25 protein-coding genes and 1 pseudogene are annotated in these 25,999 nt (G+C 55.3%); 18 read left to right on the top strand and 8 right to left on the bottom strand.

All coding sequences use genetic code 11. The annotated features are described in order from the left end of the window. Positions 1–1,008 (top strand): annotated as a pseudogene (locus Y017_RS15290) (hypothetical protein); the annotation flags it as partial. A 158-nt stretch (positions 1,009–1,166) separates the two neighbouring features. On the opposite strand, the gene Y017_RS02675 reads toward Y017_RS15290, so the two are convergent. After that, positions 1,167–2,321: a YbfB/YjiJ family MFS transporter gene (locus Y017_RS02675; protein ID WP_035458651.1), complete on the bottom strand. Its 1,155-nt coding sequence runs from the start codon at positions 2,319–2,321 to the stop codon at positions 1,167–1,169. Between the two features lie 519 nt (positions 2,322–2,840). Here Y017_RS02675 and Y017_RS02665 point away from each other — a divergent pair. From Y017_RS02665 to Y017_RS02620, 10 genes are all read left to right on the top strand, one after another. Continuing rightward, positions 2,841–4,202 carry a CmpA/NrtA family ABC transporter substrate-binding protein gene (locus Y017_RS02665; RefSeq protein ID WP_011588135.1) on the top strand — a complete coding sequence of 454 codons (1,362 nt, stop codon included), beginning with the start codon at positions 2,841–2,843 and terminating at the stop codon, positions 4,200–4,202. 29 nt (positions 4,203–4,231) lie between these two features. After that, on the top strand, positions 4,232–5,233 hold the full coding sequence (locus Y017_RS02660) for an ABC transporter permease (protein WP_035458648.1): 1,002 nt from the start codon (positions 4,232–4,234) through the stop codon (positions 5,231–5,233). Positions 5,234–5,249: 16 nt separating this feature from the next. After that, positions 5,250–6,089 carry an ABC transporter ATP-binding protein gene (locus Y017_RS02655; protein ID WP_035458646.1) on the top strand — a complete coding sequence of 280 codons (840 nt, stop codon included), beginning with the start codon at positions 5,250–5,252 and terminating at the stop codon, positions 6,087–6,089. 120 nt (positions 6,090–6,209) lie between these two features. After that, on the top strand, positions 6,210–7,394 hold the full coding sequence (locus tag Y017_RS02650; RefSeq protein WP_011588138.1) for an alginate export family protein: 1,185 nt from the start codon (positions 6,210–6,212) through the stop codon (positions 7,392–7,394). A 43-nt stretch (positions 7,395–7,437) separates the two neighbouring features. Next, positions 7,438–9,417 carry an FAD-dependent oxidoreductase gene (locus tag Y017_RS14850; RefSeq protein ID WP_051428683.1) on the top strand — a complete coding sequence of 660 codons (1,980 nt, stop codon included), beginning with the start codon at positions 7,438–7,440 and terminating at the stop codon, positions 9,415–9,417. Positions 9,418–9,432: 15 nt separating this feature from the next. Continuing rightward, the gene (locus Y017_RS02640) at positions 9,433–10,770 is read left to right on the top strand and encodes a cytochrome c3 family protein (RefSeq protein ID WP_035458644.1); all 1,338 of its coding nucleotides are present in this window, start codon (positions 9,433–9,435) and stop codon (positions 10,768–10,770) included. 42 nt (positions 10,771–10,812) lie between these two features. After that, a complete protein-coding gene (locus Y017_RS02635; protein WP_011588141.1) occupies positions 10,813–11,409 on the top strand; it encodes a DUF3365 domain-containing protein in 597 nt (198 codons plus the stop codon). A 106-nt stretch (positions 11,410–11,515) separates the two neighbouring features. Continuing rightward, positions 11,516–11,923, top strand: coding sequence for a globin family protein (locus Y017_RS02630; protein ID WP_011588142.1), 408 nt, complete (start codon positions 11,516–11,518; stop codon positions 11,921–11,923). Between the two features lie 118 nt (positions 11,924–12,041). Beyond that, positions 12,042–12,692 (top strand): ANTAR domain-containing response regulator, encoded by a 651-nt coding sequence (locus Y017_RS02625; protein WP_011588143.1) that lies wholly within the window; start codon positions 12,042–12,044, stop codon positions 12,690–12,692. A 197-nt stretch (positions 12,693–12,889) separates the two neighbouring features. Further along, positions 12,890–14,050 (top strand): CmpA/NrtA family ABC transporter substrate-binding protein, encoded by a 1,161-nt coding sequence (locus tag Y017_RS02620; RefSeq protein ID WP_046961743.1) that lies wholly within the window; start codon positions 12,890–12,892, stop codon positions 14,048–14,050. Between the two features lie 147 nt (positions 14,051–14,197). On the opposite strand, the gene metE is transcribed toward Y017_RS02620, so the two are convergent. Beyond that, a complete protein-coding gene (gene metE / locus Y017_RS02615; RefSeq protein WP_035458639.1) occupies positions 14,198–16,489 on the bottom strand; it encodes a 5-methyltetrahydropteroyltriglutamate--homocysteine S-methyltransferase in 2,292 nt (763 codons plus the stop codon). 228 nt (positions 16,490–16,717) lie between these two features. Between metE and Y017_RS02610 the strand changes: the two genes are divergently transcribed. Beyond that, a complete protein-coding gene (locus tag Y017_RS02610) occupies positions 16,718–17,635 on the top strand; it encodes a LysR family transcriptional regulator (protein WP_035458637.1) in 918 nt (305 codons plus the stop codon). 25 nt (positions 17,636–17,660) lie between these two features. Here the strand turns inward: Y017_RS02610 and Y017_RS02605 are convergent, their stop codons facing one another. The 6 genes from Y017_RS02605 to Y017_RS02580 form a co-directional block, all read right to left on the bottom strand. Beyond that, entirely contained in the window at positions 17,661–18,125 is a 465-nt protein-coding gene (locus Y017_RS02605; RefSeq protein ID WP_035458635.1) for a DUF1456 family protein, read from the bottom strand. A gap of 462 nt (positions 18,126–18,587) precedes the next feature. Then, positions 18,588–19,181, bottom strand: a complete 594-nt coding sequence (locus tag Y017_RS02600) for a carboxypeptidase-like regulatory domain-containing protein (protein WP_035458633.1) — start codon at positions 19,179–19,181, stop codon at positions 18,588–18,590. A gap of 2 nt (positions 19,182–19,183) precedes the next feature. Beyond that, positions 19,184–19,807, bottom strand: coding sequence for a hypothetical protein (locus Y017_RS02595; protein WP_011588150.1), 624 nt, complete (start codon positions 19,805–19,807; stop codon positions 19,184–19,186). 37 nt (positions 19,808–19,844) lie between these two features. Beyond that, on the bottom strand, positions 19,845–20,312 hold the full coding sequence (locus Y017_RS02590) for a CYTH domain-containing protein (RefSeq protein WP_011588151.1): 468 nt from the start codon (positions 20,310–20,312) through the stop codon (positions 19,845–19,847). Further along, positions 20,296–20,706 carry a DUF4279 domain-containing protein gene (locus Y017_RS02585; protein WP_035458631.1) on the bottom strand — a complete coding sequence of 137 codons (411 nt, stop codon included), beginning with the start codon at positions 20,704–20,706 and terminating at the stop codon, positions 20,296–20,298. Before Y017_RS02585 ends, Y017_RS02590 begins: the two co-directional genes overlap by 17 nt. Continuing rightward, positions 20,703–21,275 carry a lipocalin family protein gene (locus tag Y017_RS02580; protein ID WP_035458629.1) on the bottom strand — a complete coding sequence of 191 codons (573 nt, stop codon included), beginning with the start codon at positions 21,273–21,275 and terminating at the stop codon, positions 20,703–20,705. The genes Y017_RS02585 and Y017_RS02580 overlap by 4 nt, the downstream gene beginning before the upstream one ends. Positions 21,276–21,382: 107 nt before the next feature. Here Y017_RS02580 and ccmA point away from each other — a divergent pair, with 107 nt between their 5' ends. From ccmA to Y017_RS02550, 6 genes are all read left to right on the top strand, one after another. Next, on the top strand, positions 21,383–22,036 hold the full coding sequence (ccmA, locus tag Y017_RS02575; protein WP_081737559.1) for a cytochrome c biogenesis heme-transporting ATPase CcmA: 654 nt from the start codon (positions 21,383–21,385) through the stop codon (positions 22,034–22,036). Then, entirely contained in the window at positions 22,033–22,701 is a 669-nt protein-coding gene (gene ccmB, locus Y017_RS02570; protein ID WP_011588155.1) for a heme exporter protein CcmB, read from the top strand. The genes ccmA and ccmB overlap by 4 nt, the downstream gene beginning before the upstream one ends. A gap of 51 nt (positions 22,702–22,752) precedes the next feature. Continuing rightward, complete coding sequence (gene ccmC, locus Y017_RS02565; protein WP_011588156.1) at positions 22,753–23,511, top strand: heme ABC transporter permease CcmC; 759 nt, start codon at positions 22,753–22,755, stop codon at positions 23,509–23,511. Position 23,512: 1 nt separating this feature from the next. Then, positions 23,513–23,767, top strand: coding sequence for a heme exporter protein CcmD (gene ccmD / locus Y017_RS02560; RefSeq protein ID WP_035458628.1), 255 nt, complete (start codon positions 23,513–23,515; stop codon positions 23,765–23,767). Further along, positions 23,751–24,233 carry a cytochrome c maturation protein CcmE gene (ccmE, locus tag Y017_RS02555; RefSeq protein ID WP_011588158.1) on the top strand — a complete coding sequence of 161 codons (483 nt, stop codon included), beginning with the start codon at positions 23,751–23,753 and terminating at the stop codon, positions 24,231–24,233. The genes ccmD and ccmE overlap by 17 nt, the downstream gene beginning before the upstream one ends. 120 nt (positions 24,234–24,353) lie before the next feature. After that, complete coding sequence (locus Y017_RS02550) at positions 24,354–25,841, top strand: RimK family alpha-L-glutamate ligase (protein WP_011588159.1); 1,488 nt, start codon at positions 24,354–24,356, stop codon at positions 25,839–25,841. Positions 25,842–25,999: the final 158 nt, after the last annotated feature.

The raw sequence follows: 25,999 nt of genomic DNA, 5'->3' as shown, positions 1-25,999 counted from the left end.
GTGTCTAATGAACTGGTGGCGATTCATATAATCGAAGGTGTGAACACCTCCGCTGAGAACGTTGTTATCTGGCAAAACAAAAACGGAGGAAGCAAATTAAAAGATTTTACCTATAGGAATATAATTGGCAGAGGCGGAAGGATGTTCAAGCATTTTGTGGGCAATATTTATCTGCTTGACACCCCTCCAGACCCGACTGAATCTCAGCTAAATATAGACTTTCCAGACGATCTCTTACCAGACTTAGATGAAAATGATTTCAAACAAGATTTAACTTCAGATCAGGTTGCAAAAATAATCAGCTATAAAGAAGAAATGGCCGAACTTCTAGGAGCGGACTCATATGATTCTATTTCTAAGGAAAGCATATTTCAAAGCAGCAGCACCGCCACAATTCTTAAAGTCGCTAGAGAAATATCAAGGGCCCCGGAAGAATGGAAAAATTTGTCCTATCTGAATTCTTTGAATCCAGATGATTGGGATTACTCCCTCTATAGGCTGCTAAGGATGGTTCCGTCTGGGTGGGATGCTAAGTATACAGATATAGTTAATTTTACGAAAACAATCTCGGATGGTTGGGAACTCCCATTTCCTCAGCTTCTGGAAAATTTGAACGACCAAAATATCAGTGTCGACAGTTTTTTTGGTCTAGAGAGGAGTATCACTTATAAGCTTTCAGCTTTGCTAAATGATGTGAATGCTATACTGAAAAAAGTATCAAAAAGTACAACAGTTGATATTTCTCCCTTTATATTCAAAGTCTCACATGCATTTCTTCCCCCTGCAGTCTATCAGTTAGAAGAGTATGGTCTGCCAAGGATGATTTCCAGAAAGGTGCATGATGCTAATGTTATCGACTTTGAAAATATAGATAATGATCTGCACTGCACCATTAATAAGTTTCTAGATATTGGTCTTCAGGAAATCGTAGCTAATGTGCCTGATCTAGATAAGTTCGACATTTTCATTCTGAGCTACTTCTATGATGGAATCACACTCAAAAGGTAGGCTGAGCCAGAAAGCATACAACAAACGCATGTTGTCGGACTGGTTTTCCGCTGCGCTCCAAACCAGCCGCAAATGCGGGCGTTAAATAATCGCAGGAAGAGATTGAAATCGAGTTATTGGGCTATACCTTTTCTGTCAGTGCGTTCCTGCGCCAAACCCTAAAACCGTTCCTTTCCCAGTGGCATCAACAGCACCGCTGCGCCTATCAACGCCACTGCTGCGCCGAGCAACCCGGGCGAAAAACTCCCGCTGCTTTCCAGTAACCATGCCGTGACTACTGGCCCCAGTATCTGCCCGACGCCATAGCAGGCGGTTAATGCGCCCAGGGCGGCGCTGGCGGCGTGGGGGGCCAGTTGGCGGGCGCAGTACATGCTTAGGGCGACCACGGCGGTAAAGGTGCCGCCTACCAGCAGGCCACTGGTGACCAGCCCGGCCAGACCGGGGAGCCAGGCGGGAGCACTCACGCCTACGGCCTGCACTACCAGCGCCATCATCAAGGCATTGCGCTCGCTTGTGTGGCTGGCCAGTTTGCCCCACAGCAGGTTGGCGGGAACGGCAGCCAGGCCCACGGCAAGCCAAGTATAGAAGGCGGCGCTGTCCAGCCCAGGCAGTTGTTGTTTGGCGATTACCGGCAGGTAAGTGGTGCTGGTGATGTAGCCGAACCCGGCGAGAGAATAACTGGCAATAAGGAAGCCCAGAGCTTTGCGGTTTACCGGTACCCGGGTATGGGCATGTTCACTGGCGTGGGGCAGGGCGGGAATCACACGCAGAAACGCCATGAAGACAAGTGCCAGCGCGCCGCAGGAAAACCACATGAAGGGATAACGGCCTTGCAGGAACTCAACCAATGCTACGGTGAGGGCGGCGATGCTGATGCCCAAGCCAATGCCGGCGTAATGGATATTACCTAACCGGGCGCGCAGGTGATTGGGCAAGGCGCCAAGCACCAGGGCAGAGCCGTTGACCATGATGATGGCGCTGGCGATGCCGGCCAAGAAGCGGTTGATTGCCCAAGGAAGAAACGTCTCGCTGAGACCCATCAATAGGCTGCTAACCACACTCACCCACAGCGCGATCCAGAAGGCGCTACGTGCCCGGTGAGAGGGGACGGCCATGGCAAGCATGGCACCCAGCAGGTAACCGCCGTAGTTCACCGCCGCCAGATAGCCGCCACTCACCGCCGTTAGCGCTGTGTCAGCAATCATGCCGGGCAGGGCAGGGGTAAAGAGAAAGCGGCCAATGCCCAGGGCAATGACCAAACTGAGGGCGCCGGCCAGGGCAATGCGCAGGGCGTCGTTGTCGTGTTGGGCCATAAGGGCTCGGTCTAAATTAATGATGGATGGCTGCGGTCATGTGCCGGGCAGCCTAGCAGGTCGGCGCTTGTTGCTCTGCACCTTTCAGATGATGTTCATTATTTCTCTCAGTGATAATGGGCCTTTGGTCGCAAGCGGTGCGCATTTTTTTCACCATGCTGGCGCAAAAGCGGGTTTTGTGGGGGGTGATCGGCTATGCAGCACAACAGTGATGCATTTTGGTGAGAACGAAATGATTCACAATAGTGCTGTTTGTGCAATTTATGGGCGTGGCGATCGTTTCTGTAGACAGCATTAATCGTTAAGTTATTGAAAGTATTGTGTTTTCAAAGTTGGCACAGCAATTGCCTTAGTGGGTACATCACAGCAACAGTGTTGTGACCCAAATACTTCTTCGTGATCAATGGCGATCACGATCAGATTCGAGCAAAGGCGCTCATGGCATCCGGTCAACGATGACAGGATTCTCTGAGCGCTTTTTTTATGCCAGCGCGATAGCAGGCAAATGAGGGAAGACGGATGAAAAAGTTTATTCGCATAGCAATTACTGCACTGACGGTGGGGCTCTCGGCCAACGCCATGGCGGAAGATTCTGTGGGCTGGCCGGAAAAGGCTGATCTGAAGTTTGGCTTCATCAAGCTGACCGACATGGCGCCGCTCGCTGTGGCCTACGAGAAAGGGTTTTTTGAAGAAGAAGGTTTGTTTGTGACCTTAGAGGCCCAGGCCAACTGGAAAGTCCTGCTAGACCGGGTGATTGACGGTCAGCTGGATGGGGCGCACATGCTGGCAGGCCAGCCGCTGGGGGCGACTATTGGCTACGGCACCGAAGCGCACATTGTTACGGCGTTTAGCATGGACTTAAACGGTAATGGCATCACCGTTTCCAATGCGGTGTGGGAGGAAATGAAGAAGAGCATCCCGGTGGAGAATGGCAAACCGGTGCATCCGATCAAGGCGGATGCACTCAAGCCGGTGGTGGAAAAGTACAAAGCTGAGGGCAAGTCTTTCAACATGGGCATGGTGTTCCCGGTATCCACTCACAACTACGAGCTGCGTTACTGGCTGGCCGCCGGTGGCCTCAACCCGGGTTTCTACGCCCCACACAAGGGCGACACCAGTGGCCAGCTGCAGGCTGACGTATTGCTGTCGGTTACCCCGCCACCACAAATGCCGGCCACCTTGGAAGCGGGCACCATTTACGGTTACTGCGTGGGTGAGCCTTGGAATCAGCAAGCTGTATTCAAAGGTATCGGTGTGCCGGTAATTACTGATTACGAAATCTGGAAGAACAACCCGGAAAAAGTGTTCGGTGTGAGCAAGGGCTGGGCTGACAAGTACCCCAACACCCATATCCGTGTAGTGAAAGCGATGATTCGTGCGGCCAAATGGCTGGATGAGAACGACAATGCCAACCGCCCGGAAGCAGTGAAGATCCTGTCTCAGCCTAACTATGTGGGGGCGGATTATGACGTGATCGCCAACTCAATGACCGGGACCTTTGAATATGAGAAAGGCGATAAGCGTGAAGTGCCGGACTTCAATGTGTTCTTCCGCTACAACGCTACCTATCCATTCTACTCCGATGCCATCTGGTACCTGACGCAGATGCGTCGCTGGGGCCAAATCAGCGAATCCAAACCGGATAGCTGGTACATGGATATCGCCAAGCAAGTGTATCGCCCGGACATCTATGCCCAGGCGGCTAAGGCGCTGATTGCTGAAGGCAAGATCTCTGCGGATGAGTTTCCTGACTTCGCCACCGAAGACGGCTTTAAAGCACCGCAAAAAGGCTTTATCGACAACATCACTTACGACGGCCGCAAACCTAATGCGTACCTGAAGAAGTTTCCGATTGGTCTGAAAGAGGGCGACGCGCTTTAACAGCGTGTCTCCTTCAAGGAGAAGCAATCATGGTGACCCTGACTTTCCCAACTTGGATGGAACCCTACCGTGCGCTGGCTACCGGCAAGATGTCCGGTGAGCAGTGGCAGGCGTTGCTGCGCCAGTTGATCTGGCCGGTGATGGGCATTGCCGCCTTTCTGTTGCTCTGGCAGCTGGCGGCCCAACGTATCGACACGTCGTTGGGGCAATTCCCGGGGCCCGCGGATGTTTGGCAGCAGGCAGGGTCTCTGGTGGATGAACATCATGCGTCCCGAGCGAAGGAAGAGGCGTTTCACGAACGCCAGGAAAAATACATTGCTTCGCGTCTGCAGCAGCAGCCGGACTGGGAGCCGGTCCAACGGAATTACACGGGGGCGCCGACCTTCTTTGATCAGATTGGCACCAGCTTGATCACGGTGATGAGTGGCTTCTTGCTGGCATCATTGATTGCGATTCCTCTCGGTATCGTCATTGGTTTGAGCAGCACTGCGTATGCGGCTATGAATCCGCTGATTCAGTTGTTCAAACCGGTGTCACCGTTGGCATGGTTGCCCCTGGTCACCATGGTGGTGAGCGCGTTGTATGTGACCGACGACCCGATGGTGGCTAAGTCGTTCCTGACGTCCATGTTCACAGTGTCTCTATGTTGTCTGTGGCCAACGCTGATGAACACCTCCGTGGGGGTGACGTCTGTGAGCCAGGATCTGACCAACGTCTCTTTGGTGCTGCGGCTGAATGCGCTGAGCCATATACGCAAGATTGTACTGCCTTCTGCACTGCCAATGATGTTCACCGGTTTGCGCCTGAGCTTGGGGATCGCCTGGATGGTGCTGATCGCTGCCGAGATGCTGGCGCAGAATCCGGGGCTGGGGAAATTTGTTTGGGATGAATTTCAGAACGGTAGTTCTCAATCTCTCGGTCGAATTATGGTTGCCGTTATCGTAATTGGTCTGATCGGTTTTCTGCTGGATCGCTTAATGCTCATGCTGCAACGCGCTCTGGTGTGGGACAAATCTTCCGTACAGCGCTAAGCACAGGGAAAACGACATGAAAGCATTACTGGAACTCTCCAACGTTGGTATGAAATTCGATACGCCCAAGGGCCAGTTCGAAGCCCTGAAAGAGGTGAACCTTAAAATTGATTCCGGCGAATTTGTTTCTCTGATTGGTCACTCCGGATGTGGTAAATCCACCGTGCTCAACATTGTCGCGGGCCTGCTACAGGCCACCGATGGCGGTGTCATTCTCGACAACCATGAGGTGACCGAGCCTGGCCCGGAACGGGCCGTAGTATTCCAGAACCATTCGCTGCTGCCCTGGCTCACCTCGTTCGAAAATGTCGAGCTGGCGGTCAAGCAGGTCTTCAAAAAGACCAAGACCAAAGCGGAAATACGCGACTGGGTAGAGCACAACTTGGAACTGGTGCACATGGGGCACGCCCTGCACAAAAAGCCAGACGAAATTTCCGGGGGTATGAAACAGCGGGTGGGTATTGCCCGTGCGTTGGCCATGCAGCCCCAGGTGCTGCTCATGGATGAACCCTTTGGTGCGCTTGATGCACTGACCCGTGCTCACCTGCAGGATTCCCTGATGGAAATCCATGCTCAGCTGGGCACCACGGTGATCATGATTACCCACGATGTGGATGAGGCGGTACTGCTGTCCGATCGTATCGTCATGATGACCAATGGCCCGTCTGCCACCATTGGCGAAATTTTGGAGGTGAACGTACCGCGGCCACGAGATCGCCTGGCACTGGCAGATGACCCGACCTTTGTGCGCTGTCGTCAACAGGTGCTTCAGTTCCTGTACGAAAAGCAGCGCAAGGTGGAGCCAATGCGAAAACGCAATAGCAATAACGCTGAGGCGGCTCGCAAACAGGCTTGAAGTAAACGCATAACGATGGAATGAACCCACCTGCTTTTTTGTGCACGGAAAGCGGGAACAGGGAAGGTGCGCTCTGAATTAACCAAAAAACGATTTTAACTTTGGGAAGGTGTTGAGGAAATGATGATGAAAAATGCTGCCATTGCTGCCGGTGTCCTGCTCTCCGCGCTGGGTGTTACAGGTACCGCTAACGCCGAAGATGATGCCTTTATTACGGCTCTCAAAGGCGGTACTCCGCTGCTGAACATGCGCCTGCGCTACGAAGAAGTCGACATTGACGGTATGGCTGACGAAGGTCAGGCACTCACCCTGCGTACCCGTTTGGGCTACCAGAGTGGCAAATTTTACGGCTTCGACGTAATGGGCGAATTTGAAGATACCCGCATCGTTGGCCAGGTGGATAATTATGCCCCGGAGCAAGGTGGCTATCCGATCATTGCGGATCCGGAAGTGACTGAACTGAACCGCGCTGCCATTCGCTACACTGGTAGCGATGCGTTGGAAGGCCTGGTTGCTACCTATGGCCGTCAACGCATCATTTATGACAATGCGCGCTTTGTGGGCAATGTGGGCTGGCGCCAGGATGAGCAAACCTTCGACGGTGCCAAGCTGGACTATGGTGTCGGTGATCTGACGTTCTCCACGGCGTACCTGACTCAAGTAAATGGCATTACCCCATCGTTTGATGCCAATACCTCCCATTATCTGTTCAACGCTAGCTGGGCCGGCGCGCCAGGTGGGTCCCTAAGCGCCTATGGCTATCTGCTTGAAACAGACAATGTGACGGATTCCGATAACGATACTTTCGGCCTGCGTTATGCCGGTGCTTTTGATCTGGACTCACTCAAATTGTTGCTGACTCTGGAAGGGGCCCAGCAGGAAGTGGACGCCGGTGATACCGAGTACTACTTTGCCGAATTGGGCGCACAAATTGCTGGCGTGACAGTAAAAGTGGCACAGGAAGTGCTTGGTTCTGATGATGGCACCGTAGCGTTCCAGACGCCTCTGGCCACCAAGCATGCCTTTAATGGCTGGTCGGATCAGTTCTTGGCGACACCGGATGATGGTCTGGAAGATACCTTTGTGTCAGTGGGTGGCAAGCTGGCGGGTTTCAAGTTGCTGGCGGTATTCCATGACTTCAAGTCCAACGAAGGCAGCACTGACTACGGTACAGAAACCAATGTGCTGGTAGCGCGCCCAATCGGTAAAAACTACGTAGTAGGACTGAAGTATGCAGACTACAGCGCCGATGACTTCAAGTCTGATACCCGCAAGTACTGGGCCTGGGCAGAACTGAAATTCTGATCCCCGACCTTCCCCGTTAGATCCTCAGAAAAGGAGGTGTCAGGTGGAAGCAAAACGTTATCAGCCCCAACCCCGGGTACCTGATGCCCAGGCCGAACAGCCCGTCATCATTGTTGGCAATGGCCCGGCGGGAATACAGTGCCTGGTGGAGTTGCGCCGCCGTGGTGTGACCACACCAGTGAAGCTGTTCGGTGCAGAGCATTGGGCCCCGTATGATCGCGTTAAGCTTTCCACCTTTCTTTTCGGATCCACCGAGTTTGATGATCTCACCAACTTGCCCCCTGAACTGGATGACTCGGTAGAGCATCTGGTTGGGCGGCCCGTTACCGGGATTAATCCCGGCCGTCGCTGGGTAGAGGACAGACTCGGTCAGCGTCACCACTACAGTAGCCTGGTTCTGGCGCTGGGCAGTGACGCCCATATTCCTTCCATACCGGGCACAACCTTGTCTGGTGTGTTGCGTTTTCGCGATATGGCCGACGCCCAAGCGTTAATCGCCCGTCGCTTGCGAAGTACCCATACCGTTGTCATTGGCGGCGGTCTTCTCGGTATTGAAGCTGCCCACGGATTGTGTCGTTTCGGGACCAACGTCACCTTGATTCAGCATGCCGATCGGTTGATGAATCGCCAGCTTGATAGTGAAGCGGCCAGCATGGTGGCCAATAACCTGCGCGAAGCCGGTGTGGATATACGGCTCAATACCAGTGTCCGGCGTATTAAGGGAACGGAACGTGTGGAGTCAGTGGTGCTTGCGGATGGCAGTGAGCTGCCTTGCGACACGGTGGTCTTCGCAACGGGAATTGCTCCGCGGACAGCACTGGCCCGCAAGGCGGGGCTCAAGGTTGCTAATGGTATTCGTGTCACTGCGAGCATGCAGACCTCAGATCCGCATATTTATGCGGTGGGCGAGTGCGCCCAGTTTGAAGATCGGGTATGCGGCCTAGTGATGCCGGCACTGCAACAGGCCCGGGTCGCTGCGGGATGCCTTGCCGGCAGTGATGACAGTTATACACCGGTGGCTGATAGCACTTGGCTAAAAGTTTTGTCGTTGGAGGTATTCAGTGCCGGGCGCTTTACTGACGAAGAGCGGGGCATGGTGCATCGCAATCTTGTTTACCACGATAGCAATGCTGGCATTTATCGTGCCTTGATGTTGCGCGCCGGGCGGTTGGTGGGCGTGGTTTCCGTGGGCTCTTGGGCGGAACGTCAGAAAGTGCTCAATCGCATCGCCGATGGTCGTCGCATACAGCCTTGGGAAGTATTGCGTTTCCGCTTCACTGGTGAGCTGAATGAAGGGGGCGCCGGGCAAGTGAGCGAATGGCCGGCCGCCACCGTGATCTGTCAGTGCCGGGGGCTGTCCCGTCGCCAACTACAGGATTTCATGGCCGACGGCTGTGACGTGGCCACCCTGAAATCTGTGAGCGGCGCCGGCACGGTATGTGGTGGCTGTGAGCCGCTGCTGGATAGTTTGTGCAGTGGTGGTGCAGCTGCCGCCCGTAAGGTGCCTGGGGCCACCGCGCTAGCCATTATCTCAGCCGTTGCCGCGTTTGTTATGGCGTTGGCCTTCTGGTTGCCGTCACCGGCTCCGGCCAGCTCGGTACAGAATATTTCTCTGTTTGAACAATTTTCCCGCAACGGCTTGTGGCGACAGTGGAGCGGCTATGCCGTGTTGGCCGTTTCTGTGCTGCTGTTGCTGATGTCCTTGAAAAAACGTTTTCCGAAAGTGCCCATGGGGAGTTTTACGGGGTGGCGCATTGCCCATGCAGCACTGGCCTTGCTTGCTTTGTTAACACTGTATTGGCACACCGGTTTTTCATTGGGGGAAAACCTAAACCGCTGGCTGATGTTGAGTTTTATCGGTGCCGCCATGGTTGGCATTACTGCGGCGCTGCTAACCCGTCTGCAGGTTGCCATGAACGGAGTGGGGTGGCTGCGACAAGGCAGCACTTGGCTTCACATTCTGGTGTGCTGGCCGCTGCCGACGCTACTGATCTTTCACATCGTTTCGGCGTACTACTTCTAAAGGGCGGGTGCGGTGATGGGCAGTAAGAAACATCCTTCGGCGTTGTGGGCTATCTGGCTGTTTGGTTCGGTCGGCTTGGCCATTTGGTTGAGTCTTCAATTAGTGGATGAAGACGCAGTAAAGACCGCTTTTATCCCTGGCCCAATGACCCATGGCCATCATCAGATCGAGATGCAATGCAGTGTTTGCCATGGCCCTGGCTTCGACAGCGAAACCGTATTGCAAAATGCCTGTATTGATTGTCATGGGGAGCAATTGGAAGACGCCCAAGATTCTCATCCCAAATCCAAATTTACTGACCCTCGTAATGCCGACCGGCTGGCCAATGTGGATGCCCGGCTTTGCGTGTCCTGCCATGTGGAGCATCGTCCCGAACTTGACGTCGGCTTGGGGGTGACTCTGCCCATGGACATGTGCGGCCACTGTCATGAAGGCATTGCCGAAGATCGGCCGAGTCATGAGGGAATGGGTTTCGATACTTGTGCGAATGCGGGTTGTCATAATTTCCACGATAACCGCGCGTTGTATGAAGACTTTCTGCTTGCCCATTCCGATGAGCCTTGGCTGAAGCCGCCTGCCCGGCAACCGCCCCGTAACCTGCTTGCCAGACAGATGAAAGATGACGCTCTGCTGGCGTTGATGCGCGGCCAGGGCAAAGCGCCTGAAGGCACGCCAACCCCTGAGCACTGGGAGGGGACGGCCCATGCACAAGCGGGCGTCACCTGCACCGCTTGCCATGGTGCTGCCGGTGAGTGGGTCGATTCACCGCAGGTGCTGCAGTGCGCTACCTGCCATAAGCCGGAGTCAGAAGGGTTTCTGCAGGGCCGGCATGGCATGCGCTTGGCCCAAGGGCTGGCGCCGATGACGCCGTCGCAGTCTGTGCTCAACATGCATGTGGAGGCCAGTCATCGCGAGCTGACGTGTATCAGCTGTCACGGCGCCCATGACTTTGATACCCAGCGTGCTGCCGTGGATAGCTGTATTGGCTGCCACAATGACGAGCACAGCAACGAATACCTGCGTTCCCCTCATCATGACCTGTGGAAAAAGGAAAAGCGCGGCGAGTTGCCGCCCGGTAGCGGTGTCACCTGTGCCTCCTGCCACATGCCCCGTGAAGAGCATCGCGACGACATTTTTGTCCAGCACAACCAGAGCCTGACCATGCGCCCGGTGGAAAAGATGGTGCGCCCGGTATGCCTGCAATGCCATAGCTTGGCGTTTTCACTGGATGCCTTAGCCGATCCGCATCTGCTGGAAAACAACTTCAACGGCAAGCCCGAACACCATGTACCGTCCATCGATATGGCGGTGGACCGTGACGAGGCCCGCGACAAAAAAATAGGGCCTTACTGATTTACGCATAACGAAGTTTAAAAACCTGAGGAGGTATTACCCATGCGACACGTCATGAAACGCAAAGCCACCACCCTGATGGCCACGGCCATTTCCGCCCTGATACTCAGTGGCTGTGGAGGTGAACAAGCCGCAACGCCTGTCAGCGGGATTGAACCCAAGGTCTACACCGATTCCCTGTTCGCAGTGATGAACGCAGACCGAACCAACTACACCAAGCTGATCATCGGGCGTCTTGGTCCGGCAGGGGCGGATAGCATCAAACCCCATGAGTACTGGGAAGACCTTGAAAATGGCGCACCACTGCCAGCACAGATGTTTCGCTACGGGGCGGAGTCGGTGAGTGAGATGACCAGTGAATTCAGCTACTCGTTGCAGTCACTGTGGCCGATCAATGGGCAAAACGAACCGAAGACCGGCCTGGAGAAAGAGGGCTTGCAGTACATCGTGGATAACCCTGGTGAAAATTTTTACGGTGAAGAAAAACTGGGTGATGTGACCTACTACACCGCCGTTTATCCAGATGTGGCTGTGGCCGCGCCGTGTGTGGCTTGCCACAACAACCATAAGGATTCTCCGAAAACCGATTTCGAACTGGGCGATGTGATGGGCGGCGTGGTGATTAGGGTGCCGATGTAGGCGCTCTAAAGTTCGATCAACAACGACCCAAGTACGGGCTTAACCGATTATAGCGTCGGATGGGCGGCGCTAAAGGCCATTATCTATATTCAACGGGAGAAACATCATGACTCCGGTACAGATTGCTTTGGTACAGAACAGCTGGGACAAGGTGGATGCTATTTCCGATCAGGCTGCGAGCTTGTTTTACGATCGCCTGTTTACCAATGACCCCGCCCTGAAACCGCTCTTCAAGGGCAACATGGAAGAACAGGGCAAGAAGCTGATGACCATGATTGGTGTGGCAGTGAGAGGCTTGGACAAGCTCGATACCATCGTCCCCGCTGTTCAGAAGCTGGGCGCTCGTCACAAGGATTATGGTGTGAAACCAGCAGACTACGACACGGTGGCACAGGCCTTGCTTTGGACTTTGGGCCAGGGGCTGGGCGATGCGTTCGACAGCGACACAGAAGCCGCCTGGGTTGCCGCCTACACCATTTTGGCCACGACCATGATTGCCGCCGCGGACTATTAAGGCGCCTAGAGGGATAAGGGCCATTTTGGCACCTGGATTTGCACCACAATGGCTCGCTTTTGGGGTGCCTTATTCATGGAAAATAAAATAGACCATAAAACAATGGGTTAGAAAGAGTATGACTGGCACAACCGTTGCAGAACACTTCAATAATTCCATTTGTTCGGATGCGCCAGACATTATGGCTCTGACAATTATGCTGGTAGATGACCAGCCCCCCCGCGCGGCGATCCTCGAGCGGGCCCTCATTGATGAGGGCCACAAGATTCTGTGCCGGCTCACCAGCGCTGCCGGCCTTGCCGAGAAAGTGCGCTCCAGTAACCCGGATGTGGTGATTGTGGACATGGATGCGCCGGACCGCGATACCCTGGAAAGCATGGCGTTGGTGCAGCGTGACATGCCACGCCCCATGGTCATGTTTTGCCATCAGGACGATGAGGATCTGGTGGTTGCCGCATTGCGCGCGGGTGTTAGCGCCTACGTGGCCGGCGAAACAGACCTGACCCGGGTGCGTGGGGTAATGCGTGTGGCGACCGCGCGTTTTCGGGAATATCAGGCGTTACGTGAAGAGCTGGAAGAAACCCGTGAAGCGTTGGCCGAACGCAAAATTATCGAGCGGGCTAAAGGGCTGCTGATGCAGCGTCGTCGGCTTAACGAACAGGATGCCTACAGCACCCTGCGTCGCCAGGCCATGAACAGCGGGCAACCGTTGATTCAGGTGGCCCGATCGGTGCTCGATTATGCCGAAATGCTCAAGGCGCAAGGGTAGAAAGACTAGCGCTTAATGCCCAAAGGATAATGTTGAACAGGAGATAGCATGCGACGAGTGATGCCCTTGATGAAGGCGCGAAGCCTTATGGATATGTCGGATAAGACCGTGAGCCGCGCCCCTATTGTCGACGGCCTTCGGAGTGTGCGTCGCCAGGCGTCTGAGGTCCGGCGCCCTTCGTGCACGGAGCCGCCCCGATGAAAGTGCGTATTGGCTACATGCCGCTCACCGATAGCTTGCCCCTTGCGGTGGCTCAGGAGGGGGGATTCTTTGCCGCCGAAGGGCTGGATGTGGAATTGCAGCCGGAGTGGAGCTGGGCCAGTCTGCGGGACCGTCTGTTGGTGGGGCAACTGGATGCGGCACCCCTGTTGGCGCCCATGCTGTTGTCCACGTCACTGGGGCTGGGGTGCATCAAGAAGCCCCTGGCCACCGCCTTTTCCATGGGCCTTAACGGCAACGGAGTGACTGTATCGCCGATGTTGTTTCAGGGCTTGTGCGCCTTGTCGGAAGGTCCGACACCTAACGATATTGCTGCCGCCATGAACAAGCTGGTGGCGGCTCGGGCTTCCAGCGGTGAATCCCCTCTGGTGTTGGCCGTGGTGTTTCCTTTTTCCTGCCATGCCTATCAGTTGCGTCATTGGTTAAGTGTTGCGGGGTTGGATCCGGATCACGACGTTAAGCTGGTGGTGCTGCCCCCTTCGCAGATGGTGGACCACCTGCGAATGGGCCACATTGATGGCTTTTGTGTTGGCGAACCGTGGAATAGCTTGGCCGCCCTGACGGGTGCCGGGCATTGTATTTTGTCGGGTTATCAAATTTGGGAGAACGCGCCGGAGAAGGTATTGGCGGTCTCCAGGGACTGGGTGTCACGACATCCGGACACTCACCGGGCGGTGCTGCGGGCGCTGTATAAAGCGGCCTGCCATGCGGATGAAAACTTGGTTGAAAGTCTGTCCTTGCTGGCGCATCCGGCGTGGCTGGATGTGCCGGCAGAAATCATCGCTGCGCCGTTCAGCCAACGGTTGCCCGGTGGGCTGACAGGGCAACCGTTCCTGCCACATCATTTCCATGTATTTGCCGGTTTTCACGCTAACTTTCCTTGGCGCTCGGATGCGGCTTTTCTGCTCCAGGAAATGCAGCGTTGGCGGCAATGCTCTCTGGAGGAGGCGAAAACTTTTGCGGCCCAGTGCTATCGCACTGACTTGTTCCGCGATGCCATGAGCGACCTTACCAGCCTGCCGATCATGGACAGCAAACCGGATGAACGCCATGGTGGCCATTGGCAGTTGCCCGGTGAGCCTAAGCCGGTAGAGCTAGGGCCCGATCGGCTGCTGGGCGCCCTTGATCTAAAGGCTTAGCAGGATTGGTGATGACGGTGCGGGGAGGGGCTTGCCTGCACGTGGTTCAAAAGAACCCGTTGCAGGCAAGTTTCGGCATTTCAGGAGCAGGTCAGCGTTAGCCTGAAAGGCGTAATCGGACAGGCCAGCGCTGAACGACAGGAAAGGCTAGCTCGCCTGCCGCAACTGTTTCGCCGCATTGACCATGTTTGCCAAGGCTGCTCGGGTTTCGTCCCACTTGCGGGTTTTCAAGCCGCAGTCCGGGTTTACCCATAACCGTTCTTTAGGCAAGCGTTCGGCCGCTTTTTCCATTAGCTGTACCATCCAGGCCACGTCTGGCTCGTTGGGCGAGTGAATATCGTAAACGCCGGGGCCAATGTCATTGGGGTAGTGGAAATCTCGGAAGGCATCCAGCAGCTCCATGTTGGAGCGGGAGGTTTCGATGGTAATCACATCCGCATCCAGCGCCGCGATGGCTTCGATGATGTCGTTGAATTCCGAGTAACACATGTGGGTGTGAATCTGGGTGTCGTCATCCACGCTGACAGTGGCCAGGCGGAAACAATCCACCGCCCAGTCCAGATATTGCGTCCACTCTTCTTGGCGTAGCGGTAAGCCTTCGCGCAGAGCGGGTTCGTCAATCTGGATAACCTTGATGCCGGCCTTTTCCAGATCCTGTACTTCATCACGTAATGCTAAGGCAATCTGGCGGCAGGTGTCCGCACGGGGCTGGTCATCGCGCACGAACGACCACTGCAAAATGGTGACCGGCCCGGTGAGCATGCCTTTTACCGGCTTGTGGGTAAGAGACTGGGCGTAACGGGCCCACTCCACGGTCATGGCCTGGGGGCGCTGCACATCGCCGAAAATGATGGGGGGTTTTACGCAGCGTGAGCCATAGCTCTGCACCCAACCGAAGCGAGTAAAGGCGAAACCGTCCAGCAGTTCACCGAAGTATTCCACCATGTCATTACGTTCGGCTTCACCATGCACCAGCACATCCAGCTCCACCTCTTCCTGGTAGCGAATGCAGCGAGCAATCTCTTCCTGCATTTGTTGCTGGTATTGCGCATCGTTTAGCTTGCCGGATTTCCAGTCCCGGCGAGCGGTACGGATTTCTCGAGTCTGCGGGAAAGAGCCGATAGTGGTGGTGGGGAAAGCGGGCAACTGCAGGGCGTGTTGCTGCTGCGCAATGCGTTCGGCAAACGGGCTCACCCGGTCGCGGGAGAGCTGGCTGGCATCGGCTAGGCGCTGGGCCACGGCAGGATTATGAATCCGCGAAGATAGACCGCGAGCCTGGAGGGCAGCGCGCTGTGTTTGCAGCCCGCTATTAACGTTGCTGTCGCCACGCAGGGCACCGCCAAGCAGTGCCAGTTCTTCCAGTTTCTGTTTGGCAAAGCTCAGCCAGCTTTTCAGTTCGTTATCGAGGGTGTCTTCCTGCTCCAGATCCACCGGGCAGTGCAACAAAGAACAGGACGGCGCCAGCCAGAGCTGATCCCCCAGTTCATTGTGCAGGGCGGTGATGTTATCCAGAGCCGCGTCTAGATCGGTGCGCCAGATGTTGCGGCCGTTGATTACACCCAACGACAGCACCTTATCACCCAGACGGGGGATCACTTGGCCCAGGTCGTCATTACCACGAACCCGGTCCAGATGCAGGCCGTGCACGGGCAGTTCCAGTGCGGTGAACAGGTTGTTACCGAGCCCGCCAAAGTAGGTGGCCAGTAACAGTTTAGTCTGGCTGGCCGAGGCCAATTGGTCGTATACGCGCAGGTAGGCTCGTTGCCAGCTATCGGGTAAATCCAGAACCAGAATAGGCTCGTCGATTTGCACCCATTGAACGCCTTGGTTTGCGAAGCGTTGCAATATTTCGCGGTAAACCGGAATCAGGTTATCCAGCAACGCGAGCTTGGCATTGTCTTCGGCGCCTTCAAAGCGGTCCCCCTTACTCAGGTACAGATAAGTAAGCGGGCCGGGGATCACCGGCTTGGGGTTGTGGCCCTGCGCTTTGGCCTCTTCGACCTGCTCGAACAGGCTTTCCCGGGCAATACGGAAGGTTTGGTCGGCGGCTAGCTCCGGCACCAGGTAGTGGTAGTTGGTATCAAACCACTTGGTCATTTCGCAGGCCGCTGCCGGGGTGCCGGTGGGCGCACGTCCACGGGCCATACGGAATAAGGTGTCCAGGTTCACTGGGGCATTTGCATCTTGCTCGAAGCGTGATGGCACGACACCCAGCAGAGAGGAGAACTCCAAAATATGATCATACCAAGCGAAATCGCCCACCGGCATCAAGTCTACTCCGGCGTCGGCCTGTAAGGCCCAGTGGCGTTCACGGAGGCTTTTGCCCACGTGTTCCAATTCGCTCTGTTGCAGGTCGCCGGCCCAGTAAGCTTCCTGTGCCTGTTTCAGTTCGCGGCGGGCGCCGATGCGCGGAAAGCCCAAGTTGTGCAGGGTGGTCATGACATTATTCCTTCGCCATTGCTTGCAAGCACACTTCACGCAATACGTTGCTGTGGTGCCTTGCTTGTTTAAGGTCGAGGGTATTGTGGTGGCTATGCTTTATGAGGCAAAATCAAATATCTCACTATGAGTATGAATTTTTCTCAACAATGGAATTTGCTTGCTCCAGGCGTCTCATCGCCTGCAAGCCAGTTTTCACCTCTACAATTAGCTCAAGGAAAGGCATTCATGCTTGAACTCAGACATCTCGCTACGTTGCGTGCCATTGAGGAGGCTGGATCACTGGTGGAGGCGGCAGAGCGGCTGCACGTTACCCAGTCGGCCTTGTCTCATCAGTTGAAAGATCTTGAACATCGATTGGGTGTGGCGCTGTTGGTGAGGCGAACCCGGCCGGTGCGTTTTACCACGGCCGGGTTGCGAGTGCTGGCGCTAGCACGCGATGTGCTCCCCCGGGTGCAGCAAACAGAAAGGGAACTGAAACGCTTGGCCGCCGGCCAGACTGGGCGGCTACATATCGCCATTGAGTGCCACTCCTGTTTTCAGTGGCTAATGCCGGCCCTGGATGCGTTTCGGGAACACTGGCCTGAAGTGGAGTTGGATTTATCGGCGGCGTTCAGTTTTGCACCGTTGCCTGCGCTGGCGCGGGGAGACTTGGATATGGTGGTGAGTTCCGATCCGGTGGAAAACGATGCCGTGCTGTATGTGCCATTGTTCCGCTACGAGCTGGTGCTGGCGGTGTCACGACAATCGCCGCTGGCGGGGAAAAAGTGGATCCTCCCCGACGACATCACCGACCAAACGCTGATTACCTACCCGGTGGATCGTGAGCGACTGGATGTGTTCAGCGCCTTTTTGGGCCCGGCGGGTAAAGAACCCGCAGCCATACGCACGGCTGAGCTGACCCCCATGACAGCGCAATTAGTGGCCGCAGGTCGCGGTGTAGCCGCGTTACCAAACTGGGCACTAACGGAATATACCGAACACGATTTATTGAAAACCGTACGGCTTGGTGAAAAGGGTGTGTGGCGAACGCTTTATGCGGCAGTGCGTGTGGAGGATGAACAGACCCCCTATGTGCAGGAGTTTCTCGGCACCGCCCGGGACCTGTGTTTCAAGACGCTAAGTGGTATTAGAGCGGTGCGCTAAGTTTGCTGATCTATGCGTCAGGCGCTTAGCCCCCGTCGCGATACTGAATTTGTAAGCCTTTGAGGAAATTGCGCAGGATCTGGTCTTTGCACTCCCGGTAGTGCTTGTGGCCGGGTTTGCGAAAGAAGGCACTGAGCTCATGTTTGCTCATGCGGAAGTCGGCCAGTTCTAGTACGGCCAGCACGTCTTCGGCTTGCAATCTTAGGGCGATTTTCAGTTTCATGAAAATCATGTTGTTGGTCAGGCGGCTTTCTGGTTCTGGCTGCTGCCCTGGCTTTTTGCCGCGCAATGCGTTGATCAGGCCGTTGAGAAAAATTGCCAGAGTGCGATCGGTGCACTTTTGGAAGGCCGGGTCCTCATCTTTTTTCAGCCAGTTACTGATTTGTTCCCGGGTGACGGTTTCTCCGGCTTCAGCGAAGACGCCAATCATGCGGCTGTCGTCAAAATCGAAAATGTACCGGGTGCGGCGGAGGACATCGTTGTTGAGCATGCTGGACCTGTGGTGAGGGAAACGGAGGGCGCGACTGCCCTAGTTCAAGCCGTAATGGTACAGGGAACCGCAGGAGGGGACACGGGGGCATTATCGCTTAATCGCTAGGGGGGCGATTTTTCTGCCCGATAATGCCCGCCTTGAGGGTTTTGTTAGGCAGGCAAAGCAGCGCGTGTTGATGGAATCTTGGGGGGGGGCTGCAGGATGCTTAAGAACACAGTGCCTATGCCGCCGTTACCTGCGTCGGCGGTGCCCAGGGGGGCGTTTACCCATGGCCAGATACGGGTTTTCAGGACGGTGATCGTCAGGGGCGATGGGAGACCCCAGTGTCCCACCCGTTTCAACGATGCCTGTGCGCATGATCCTGCCCATGCTATGGGGGGCCTTCTAGCATGGGGTCGCCCCGATACTCACGGGCGACTCATGGGTGGGGCTTGTGCCAAATGTATGGGTTAAGGCTGTTTAATGATTTCCGCGTTCTTGTGCAGAAAAAATCTGCTCAATACGCTCGCTATCATGGCAGAACGTGAGCATGGAATCTTGAAAGGGGTACCGTGCCTCTTCGTCCAAATGATTTAGCCATTGGGCCAATTGTTGCTGGTAGTGAAAGTAGGGGCAGTCTTGCACCTTGCTGGCGTTTATCTCTGCAAACAGCGGTACGGTAATGTTCCGTGGTTGTTCACCGGTGGGGGGGGCGATGGTGCGCGTTTCTGCTACTGCATCGGGGTAGTCCGGGTGGCTGATTTTCCAATGAGTCGAGGCCATGTAGCTGGCGGGCATAGCCATATGAAAACCAATATGGGATTCGCCGGGTAAAGTGAACTCGCCTTTAGCATTACTGATGGCGGTGCGTGGCGTCTGCTCTGGGTCCTCGGGTAAGGTAATCGAGCGGATGGTGGCGCCGCTGATCGGTTCGCCAGTGTTGCCATCAACCACCGTGCCAGTTACCGGTTGTGCGTCCCACATACGTTGAATGGTGGGAATACAGCCGGCCAGCAACAGCATCAAGCTGACGATAATAAGCGGGCACGCGAAGGATTTTTTTAGTGATGACATAGTTACGAGGCCGTCATGATTAAGGAAGAGAGAAAGGCTTCTGTTTGTTCAGGGAAATAGCCACTGGCGAGGCCCAATAGAATGAGCCCCCACAGAACCATGCCTAGCATTATCCAGATGCCGTTGGCTAATGTTAGGCGGTTATTGCGCCGACCTTGCGTATCGTCTTGTGAAAAGTTGATAGTTTTTTGTGCTTTGAACATCACCGCCCAAGTCACGGGTATAAGCGCCAGTGAAACCAAGTCCAGTATCCCAAAGCTATCCATTCTGGCGGCGGCCCGGTCGCATACGGTGCTGATCAGGTTGGCAAGAATATACAGGGTGGCTAAGGCGAAGACCGGTAACGGTTTTGCTTTGCCTTCGTTTTCCTGATTGATGGTTTTCAACAGCGGGCCAAAGAAAAAAACGCTGAACAGGGCTCGCCATACCGGCTGTACATTCTTTCCTCGATGGTTTTTTTGGTATTGCCAGTTTTTGAAATTCCAGTAAAGGCCGTAAATACCCATAGTGGCCCAGAAAAGTAGATTGAACTTCCAGGGGGCGACCACATAGAGCGCGACCCCGGCGGCTTCAGGTTTTGCAGTTAGGATCTCGCTGGCCGGGGCTTGGTATACGTTGGATTCCATTCGCTGTTTCCGGTTTTTTGGCTAACGGTGGCGGTGGTTACGGCCAGCTTTTATAAGGTTTGGTGCTTAATGCGCTGTTGTAATAGCGCGTTTCTCCCGTAACTTCTTCCCCCAGCCAAGCCGGTTTTTCAAAGGACGTTTTTTCACTGGGGAGCTCGATTTCTGCAACGATTAAACCCTCATTATCACCGTGAAACACATCGATTTCCCAGCACAGCTCCCCTTGAGGCAATCGATAGCGGGTCTTGTCGATGACGCCGGCGCCACACAATTCGGCCAGCATCTGCTGGGCGTCAGCCAGTGGAATAGCGTATTCAAACTCACTGCGGGTCGCGCCCACGGTTTTTCCCTTGATGGTCAACCAGGCCGTGTCGCCAGTGGTGCGCACTCGCACGGTGGCGTTCTTGTCGTGGCTTAAATAACCCTGTGTTAATCGCTCTCCTGCGAGGGAGTCGGTGATGCTGAGGTCGCGAACAAGAAACTTGCGTTCAATTTCCAGTGCCATGGTCTAGTCCCAGTTGGTCAAAACTGATGTTGAATCCGAGGGCCTGAAAACCGTTGAGGATCTCGGTGGGGAGGTAAAAAGAAGGATCGTCCATGAAGAAGTATTGCGATACTCCGATGCCAAAGCGGTAGTCCGCAGGCAGGTTATTCAGAGGTACGCTGAGGCGTTGCAGCTTGAGCAGCAGCTTTTCGAAATGATCACGGTGACTAGCGTTCTGGTCTAGTTGGCTGGACACAATCCAGCGGTTCTGACGGTGCTTGGCTTCGGGGTTAGCGTCGCTGAAACTTTCTCCTTTACGCCAGTAATCGTCAGCACTTTGCCCCATTAGTACATCCAACTGGGCCGGATCGTGATCAAAATTGAAAATGGCGAAGTAGACGTGGTGCTCGCTCATTGCTTACTGGGCCGCAGGTCACGGTTACGTTCCAGTTGATCTACGGGGAAGCCTTTAGTCTTGGCCAGCTGTAACAGTGCCTGATACTGGTCATCGCCCAGCTCCGGCTGGCGCGCGAGTATCCACAGATATTTGCGGCTGGGTTCTCCTATCACCACGGTCTGGTAGTCCTTATCCAGAGCAATAATCCAGTAGTTGCCTTCGGTAATGGTGGGGATCAATTTCGATACCCAGTTATCAAAGCGCACTTTCAATTTGGCATTGCCGGTATTGGGGACAACCCGTGCCGTGCCCACGGCTTCACGGCTCTCGTCGCCTTCGCGTTGGCAGCGGTTCACTATTTTAAGGGTGCCGTCGTCATTGGCGCTGTAGGTGGCGGTGGAATCGTAGCAGCCGCGCTGAAACCATTGTGGCAAACGGGCAATTTCATACCAGGTGCCGGTATAACGTTGTAAGTCGACTTGACCCACCGTGGCCAGGGGTTTGTCGCCCCCACAGGCGCAAAGCAGCCCGCTGACGAACAAGATGGCCAGCAGGCGAGTGGTGCGGACAGTGTGAGGCATGAACATCTTTTTCTCCCATGTTAAGGCTTACAGCCTAGATCGGCTTATTAGCGTCGAGCAAGCCCGTTTTGAACTGTCGTGCTATACTGCTGCGCTGTTTTAGGGAGCCCGATTTGAGCCAGCCAGCCACCCATTCTGACGCCGAAACCGCCACCCGCTTGGTGCTTGAGCAGCTCAGCTGCGAGCGCGATGATCGGTTGTTGTTCAGTGGTTTGAGTTTCACCGCATCGGCTGGTGAAATCTGGCAGATTACCGGGGCCAACGGGGCAGGTAAGACCACGCTGTTGCGGATTCTGGTGGGGCTCCATGGCTTCTATGAGGGTGAGCGCCAGTGGTGGCAGCCTCAGTGGCAGCAGCAATTACTGTACTTGGGGCATGAGCCTGGGGTACGTGAAGAGCTAAATCCACTGGAAAATCTGCGTTACGCTTGTGCGTTAAGCCAGCAGGGGGGAGACCCCATGGCGGCGCTGGCTGCCGTGGGGCTGCAAGGTTTTGAGGAGGTGCCGGCGGCACACCTGTCTGCTGGGCAAAAGCGTCGCATTGCCTTGGCGCGTCTGTGGCTAGACCGTAAAGCCGTGTGGGTGCTCGATGAGCCCTATACTGCCATCGATCAAGATGGGGTGGCGGCGCTGGACCAGCAAATCCAGCAGGCGGCTGAAGCGGGCACCTTGGTGATTTATACCTCTCACCACCAGGTCGGCGATGGCGTGCGGCGATTACATCTGGCCCACGGGCAGGCAGAAGTGACGGAAGGGGGGCGGGTATGAGCGTGTTTCGCGCGGCGCTGTCCCGTGAGTTGCTGGTGCTGTGGCGTAGCCCGGCAGAAATCATCAATCCGTTGTTTTTCTTTGTCATGGTGATCAGCCTGTTTCCGTTGGCGATTTCCCCGAAACCGGAATTATTGGCGCTGGTGGCCCCCGGGGTGCTTTGGGTGGCCGCGTTGTTGGCGGTGATGTTATCGCTGGATGGGTTGTTCCGCCGCGACCAGGAAAGTGGTGTGTTGGAGTTGTTGCTCACAGCCCCGGTGATGGCCGTGGTGCCGGTGAGCGCCAAGCTGCTGGCTCATTGGTTACTCACTGGCTTGCCGTTGGTACTGATTTCACCGGTGCTGGCGCATATGCTGCAGCTGCCCAATGGGGTGCTGGCTACGGTGGTGCTGAGTTTATTGTTGGGCACGCCAGCACTGACCATTATTGGTGCTATTGGTGCAGCGCTTACGGTGGGGTTGAATCGGGGCGGTATTCTGTTGGCGGTGCTGGTGCTGCCCTTGTATATCCCGGTACTGATTTTTGGCGCCGGGGCGGTGAGTGCCGCTGTGGATGGCGGTGCAGTGAATGGCATTCTGGCTATTCTCGGGGCCTTGCTGGCGCTGACCATTAGCTTAGGCCCGTTGGCGGTGGCTGCCGGCCTAAAAATCAGCTCAGGGAATTAAGCGCGCCGCTATCCGACGGGAAAGCGGGCGGTATTGAAAGTAGGTGTCTGCATGGTTTGGCAAACAATAAAACGCTGGTATCACATGCTCGGTTCGCCGCGCTATTTCTACAGGTTCAGTTCTGCGCTGCTGCCATGGCTCACGCCCATTGCGTTGCTGGTGTTTACTGTGGGCATTGTCTGGGGGTTAGCGTTTGCCCCCAGTGATTATCAGCAGGGCAACAGCTACCGAATTATTTTTATTCATGTGCCGGCTTCCAGTGGTGCTCTGATGGGGTATGTGGCCATGGGCGTTGCGGGGTTGGTTGCTGTGGTGTGGCGGATGAAAATGGCCGAAGTAATGATGAAAGCCATTGCCCCTTTCGGGGCTGTGTTGGCGGCAATCTCCTTGGCCACCGGTGCACTGTGGGGGAAGCCTACCTGGGGCACCTACTGGCAGTGGGATGCTCGGATGACCTCCATGCTGATTTTACTGTTCATGTATGTGGGCGTGATTGCCCTGCAAAACGTGATCCGCGATCCTCGCCAGGCAGCCCGCGCCGCTGGCTTGCTGGCCATGGTGGGGGTGATCAATGTGGTGATCGTGAAATATTCGGTGGAATGGGTGCAGACCCTGCATCAGGGCTCGACCCTGAAGCTGTTAGGGGAATCCACGATTAACCCGGCCATGAAATATCCGCTGTTAATCAGCATGCTGGGAACTTGGCTGCTATATGCGGTCAATGTAATGGTGCGTGCGCGTACCGAAGTAGTATGGCGAGAGCGGCGCAGCAAGTGGGTGCGCAAGCTGATGAAGGATGGAGGGCAATAGCATGTATTTCGATAGCATTGCCGATTTCATCGCCATGGGAAAACACGGTTTTTATGTTTGGAGCGCCTATGGAATCAGTGCGTTTCTGATGATTGCCAGCATGCTGCTGGCGCTGCGCGGTAAGCGACAAGTGCGTCAAACGCTGGCGCGGCAATGGCGTCTTGAGGACATTGCTAAGCAACAAGCTCAAGACACGGCGCGTCGACAGCAATCCAGTAAGCAAACGCCTGAGGTAAACGATGAATCCGGTACGTAAGCAGCGTCTTTTGGTGGTACTCGCCGTTTTGGTTGGCTTGGGGGTTGCCTGTGCCCTGATGTTTTATGCGCTGCGCCAAAACATCAACCTGTTCTATACCCCTCAGCAAATTGCTGCAGGGGAGGCTCCGCTGGATGCCCAGATGCGCGTGGGCGGTTTAGTGGAACCGGGTACCGTTATCCGTAACCCGGAAACATTGGACGTGACCTTTGTGCTCACTGATGGCAAGGGACGCTTCACCGTGCACTATCAAGGGATACTGCCGGACCTGTTCCGCGAAGGGCAGGGTATTGTTGCCAACGGCACGCTGATCAGCCAGACCCGCTTTGAAGCCGAGGAAGTTCTGGCCAAGCATGATGAAACTTATATGCCACCGGAGGTACAGGATGCGCTGGAAAAAGCGGGTCATCCGGGTGCCCAAAAACCAGAAGGCAAGGCTCAGCCGCAGAGCGGGCCAGCTTACTAGCGGGTAGTCGAGAAGCCGGCTGGCGGCAGCCGGTAAATTTCTCTTGCTCAACGCCTGGTTTCGGCCCTACATTCGCCTTTATCGGACCCCGTTCGGGGGGCCACCGTTCTAGGGCTTTTCATGAGTCAGGCCATCATCCTGGTAGACGACCCCGCTGACTGGGCCGCCTACTATCCTGCCCGTCATCTACTTTCTGCCAAGGACTACCTGCAAGCGCAGCAGCCGGTGTGTACCGACAAAAAGGTGCAGGTGATCAACCTGTGCCGCAGCTATAAGTATTTGAGCCCGGGGTACTACTGTTCGTTGCTGGCGGAAGCCCGTGGTCAGCGAGTATTGCCGTCTGTGCGCACGGTGAATGACTTGAGTCGCAAAGCGCTCTATGGGCTGCACTTTGGTCAGTTCGAGGCCGCGCTGGATAAGGCGATGAAACACAAGGGCGGTAGCAATGATCATTTTAGCCTGCTGTTGTTTTTCGGTCATACCGAACAGGAAGGCCTAATTGACCTGGGCCGGCAGATTTTCGACCAGTTACCGTGCCCGTTGCTAAAGGTGGATTTCCGCCGCCGGGAACACTGGGGTATTGAGGCGCTGAAGCCGCTGACCTTGAAGCAGCTGCAAGGGGCGCAGGAGGATGCGTTTGCCCGTGCTCTTGAGCAGTTTAATGCCCGGGTGTGGCGTAATCCCCGTCGTCGTCGCAGTGATCGCTACGAGCTGGCGATGTTGGTTAACGAGGAAGAGGTTCTGCCGCCCAGCAACAAGATGGCCCTAAAGCGGTTTGTTCGTGCTGGTAGGCAACTGGGTATCAAGGTGGATCTGATCGGCCGTGACGCCTATACGCGTTTGGGTGAATACGATGGCCTGTTTATTCGTGAGACCACCGCACTGGATCATCACACATACCAGTTCGCCCGCAAGGCGGAGCAGGAAGGGATGGTGGTAATGGATGATCCCGGTTCCATCCTGCGTTGTACCAACAAGATTTATCTGGCGGAGTTGATGCAGGCCAACAATGTGCCGGTGCCTCCGACGGCGTTTGTGTTCAGTGACGATGATGCCCAGATTGACTCGCTGATTGCAGAATTGAATCTACCCATGGTGCTGAAAATTCCGGACGGCAGTTTTTCTCGGGGCATTAGTAAAGTCGCGACCCGCGAAGCGTTGACGGAGGCCTTGCGAGGTTACCTTAAGCAATCCTCTGTGGTGTTGGCCCAGGCCTTCATGTACACCGATTACGACTGGCGCATTGGGGTGCTCAATCATCGGCCGTTGTTTGCCTGCCAGTATTTTATGAGCAAGGGCCACTGGCAGATTTATCATCACCAGAGCAGCGGCAAAACCGCGTCGGGTAACAGTCGTACCCTGCCGGTGCAGGAGGTGCCCCCCAAGGTACTAAAAGCCGCCTTGAAGGCCGCTAAGCTTATGGGTAATGGCCTCTATGGGGTGGATTTGAAACAGTCCGGTGAGGAGGTGGTCGTGATTGAAGTCAACGATAACCCCAATATTGATGCCGGGGTGGAAGATGCCTGGCTAGGCGAAGACTTGTATCGGCAAGTGATGCTGGAATTTTTGCGGCGTTTGGAGGCCAAGCGAATCGGTTTGCCAATGTGAAGGGGCTGGTTGCCTGTTGATAAAGCGTAATAATGAGAGCGAGCTAGGCAGGATGGCCTGAATGACGTGGCCTCAAGTGCGCAGCAGCAGAAAGACTCTAAGGCGCTCTGTCCAAGCTCACTGGTGCGCTGCAGTATTCAAAACGTCAGAGGCCGCGT

The organism is Alcanivorax sp. 97CO-5 (assembly GCF_000524665.1).
GTDB classification, from domain to species: Bacteria; Pseudomonadota; Gammaproteobacteria; order Pseudomonadales; family Alcanivoracaceae; genus Alcanivorax; species Alcanivorax borkumensis.
Note: the sequence above shows the minus strand (reverse complement) of the source record. Positions and strands in the feature narration are given on the sequence as shown.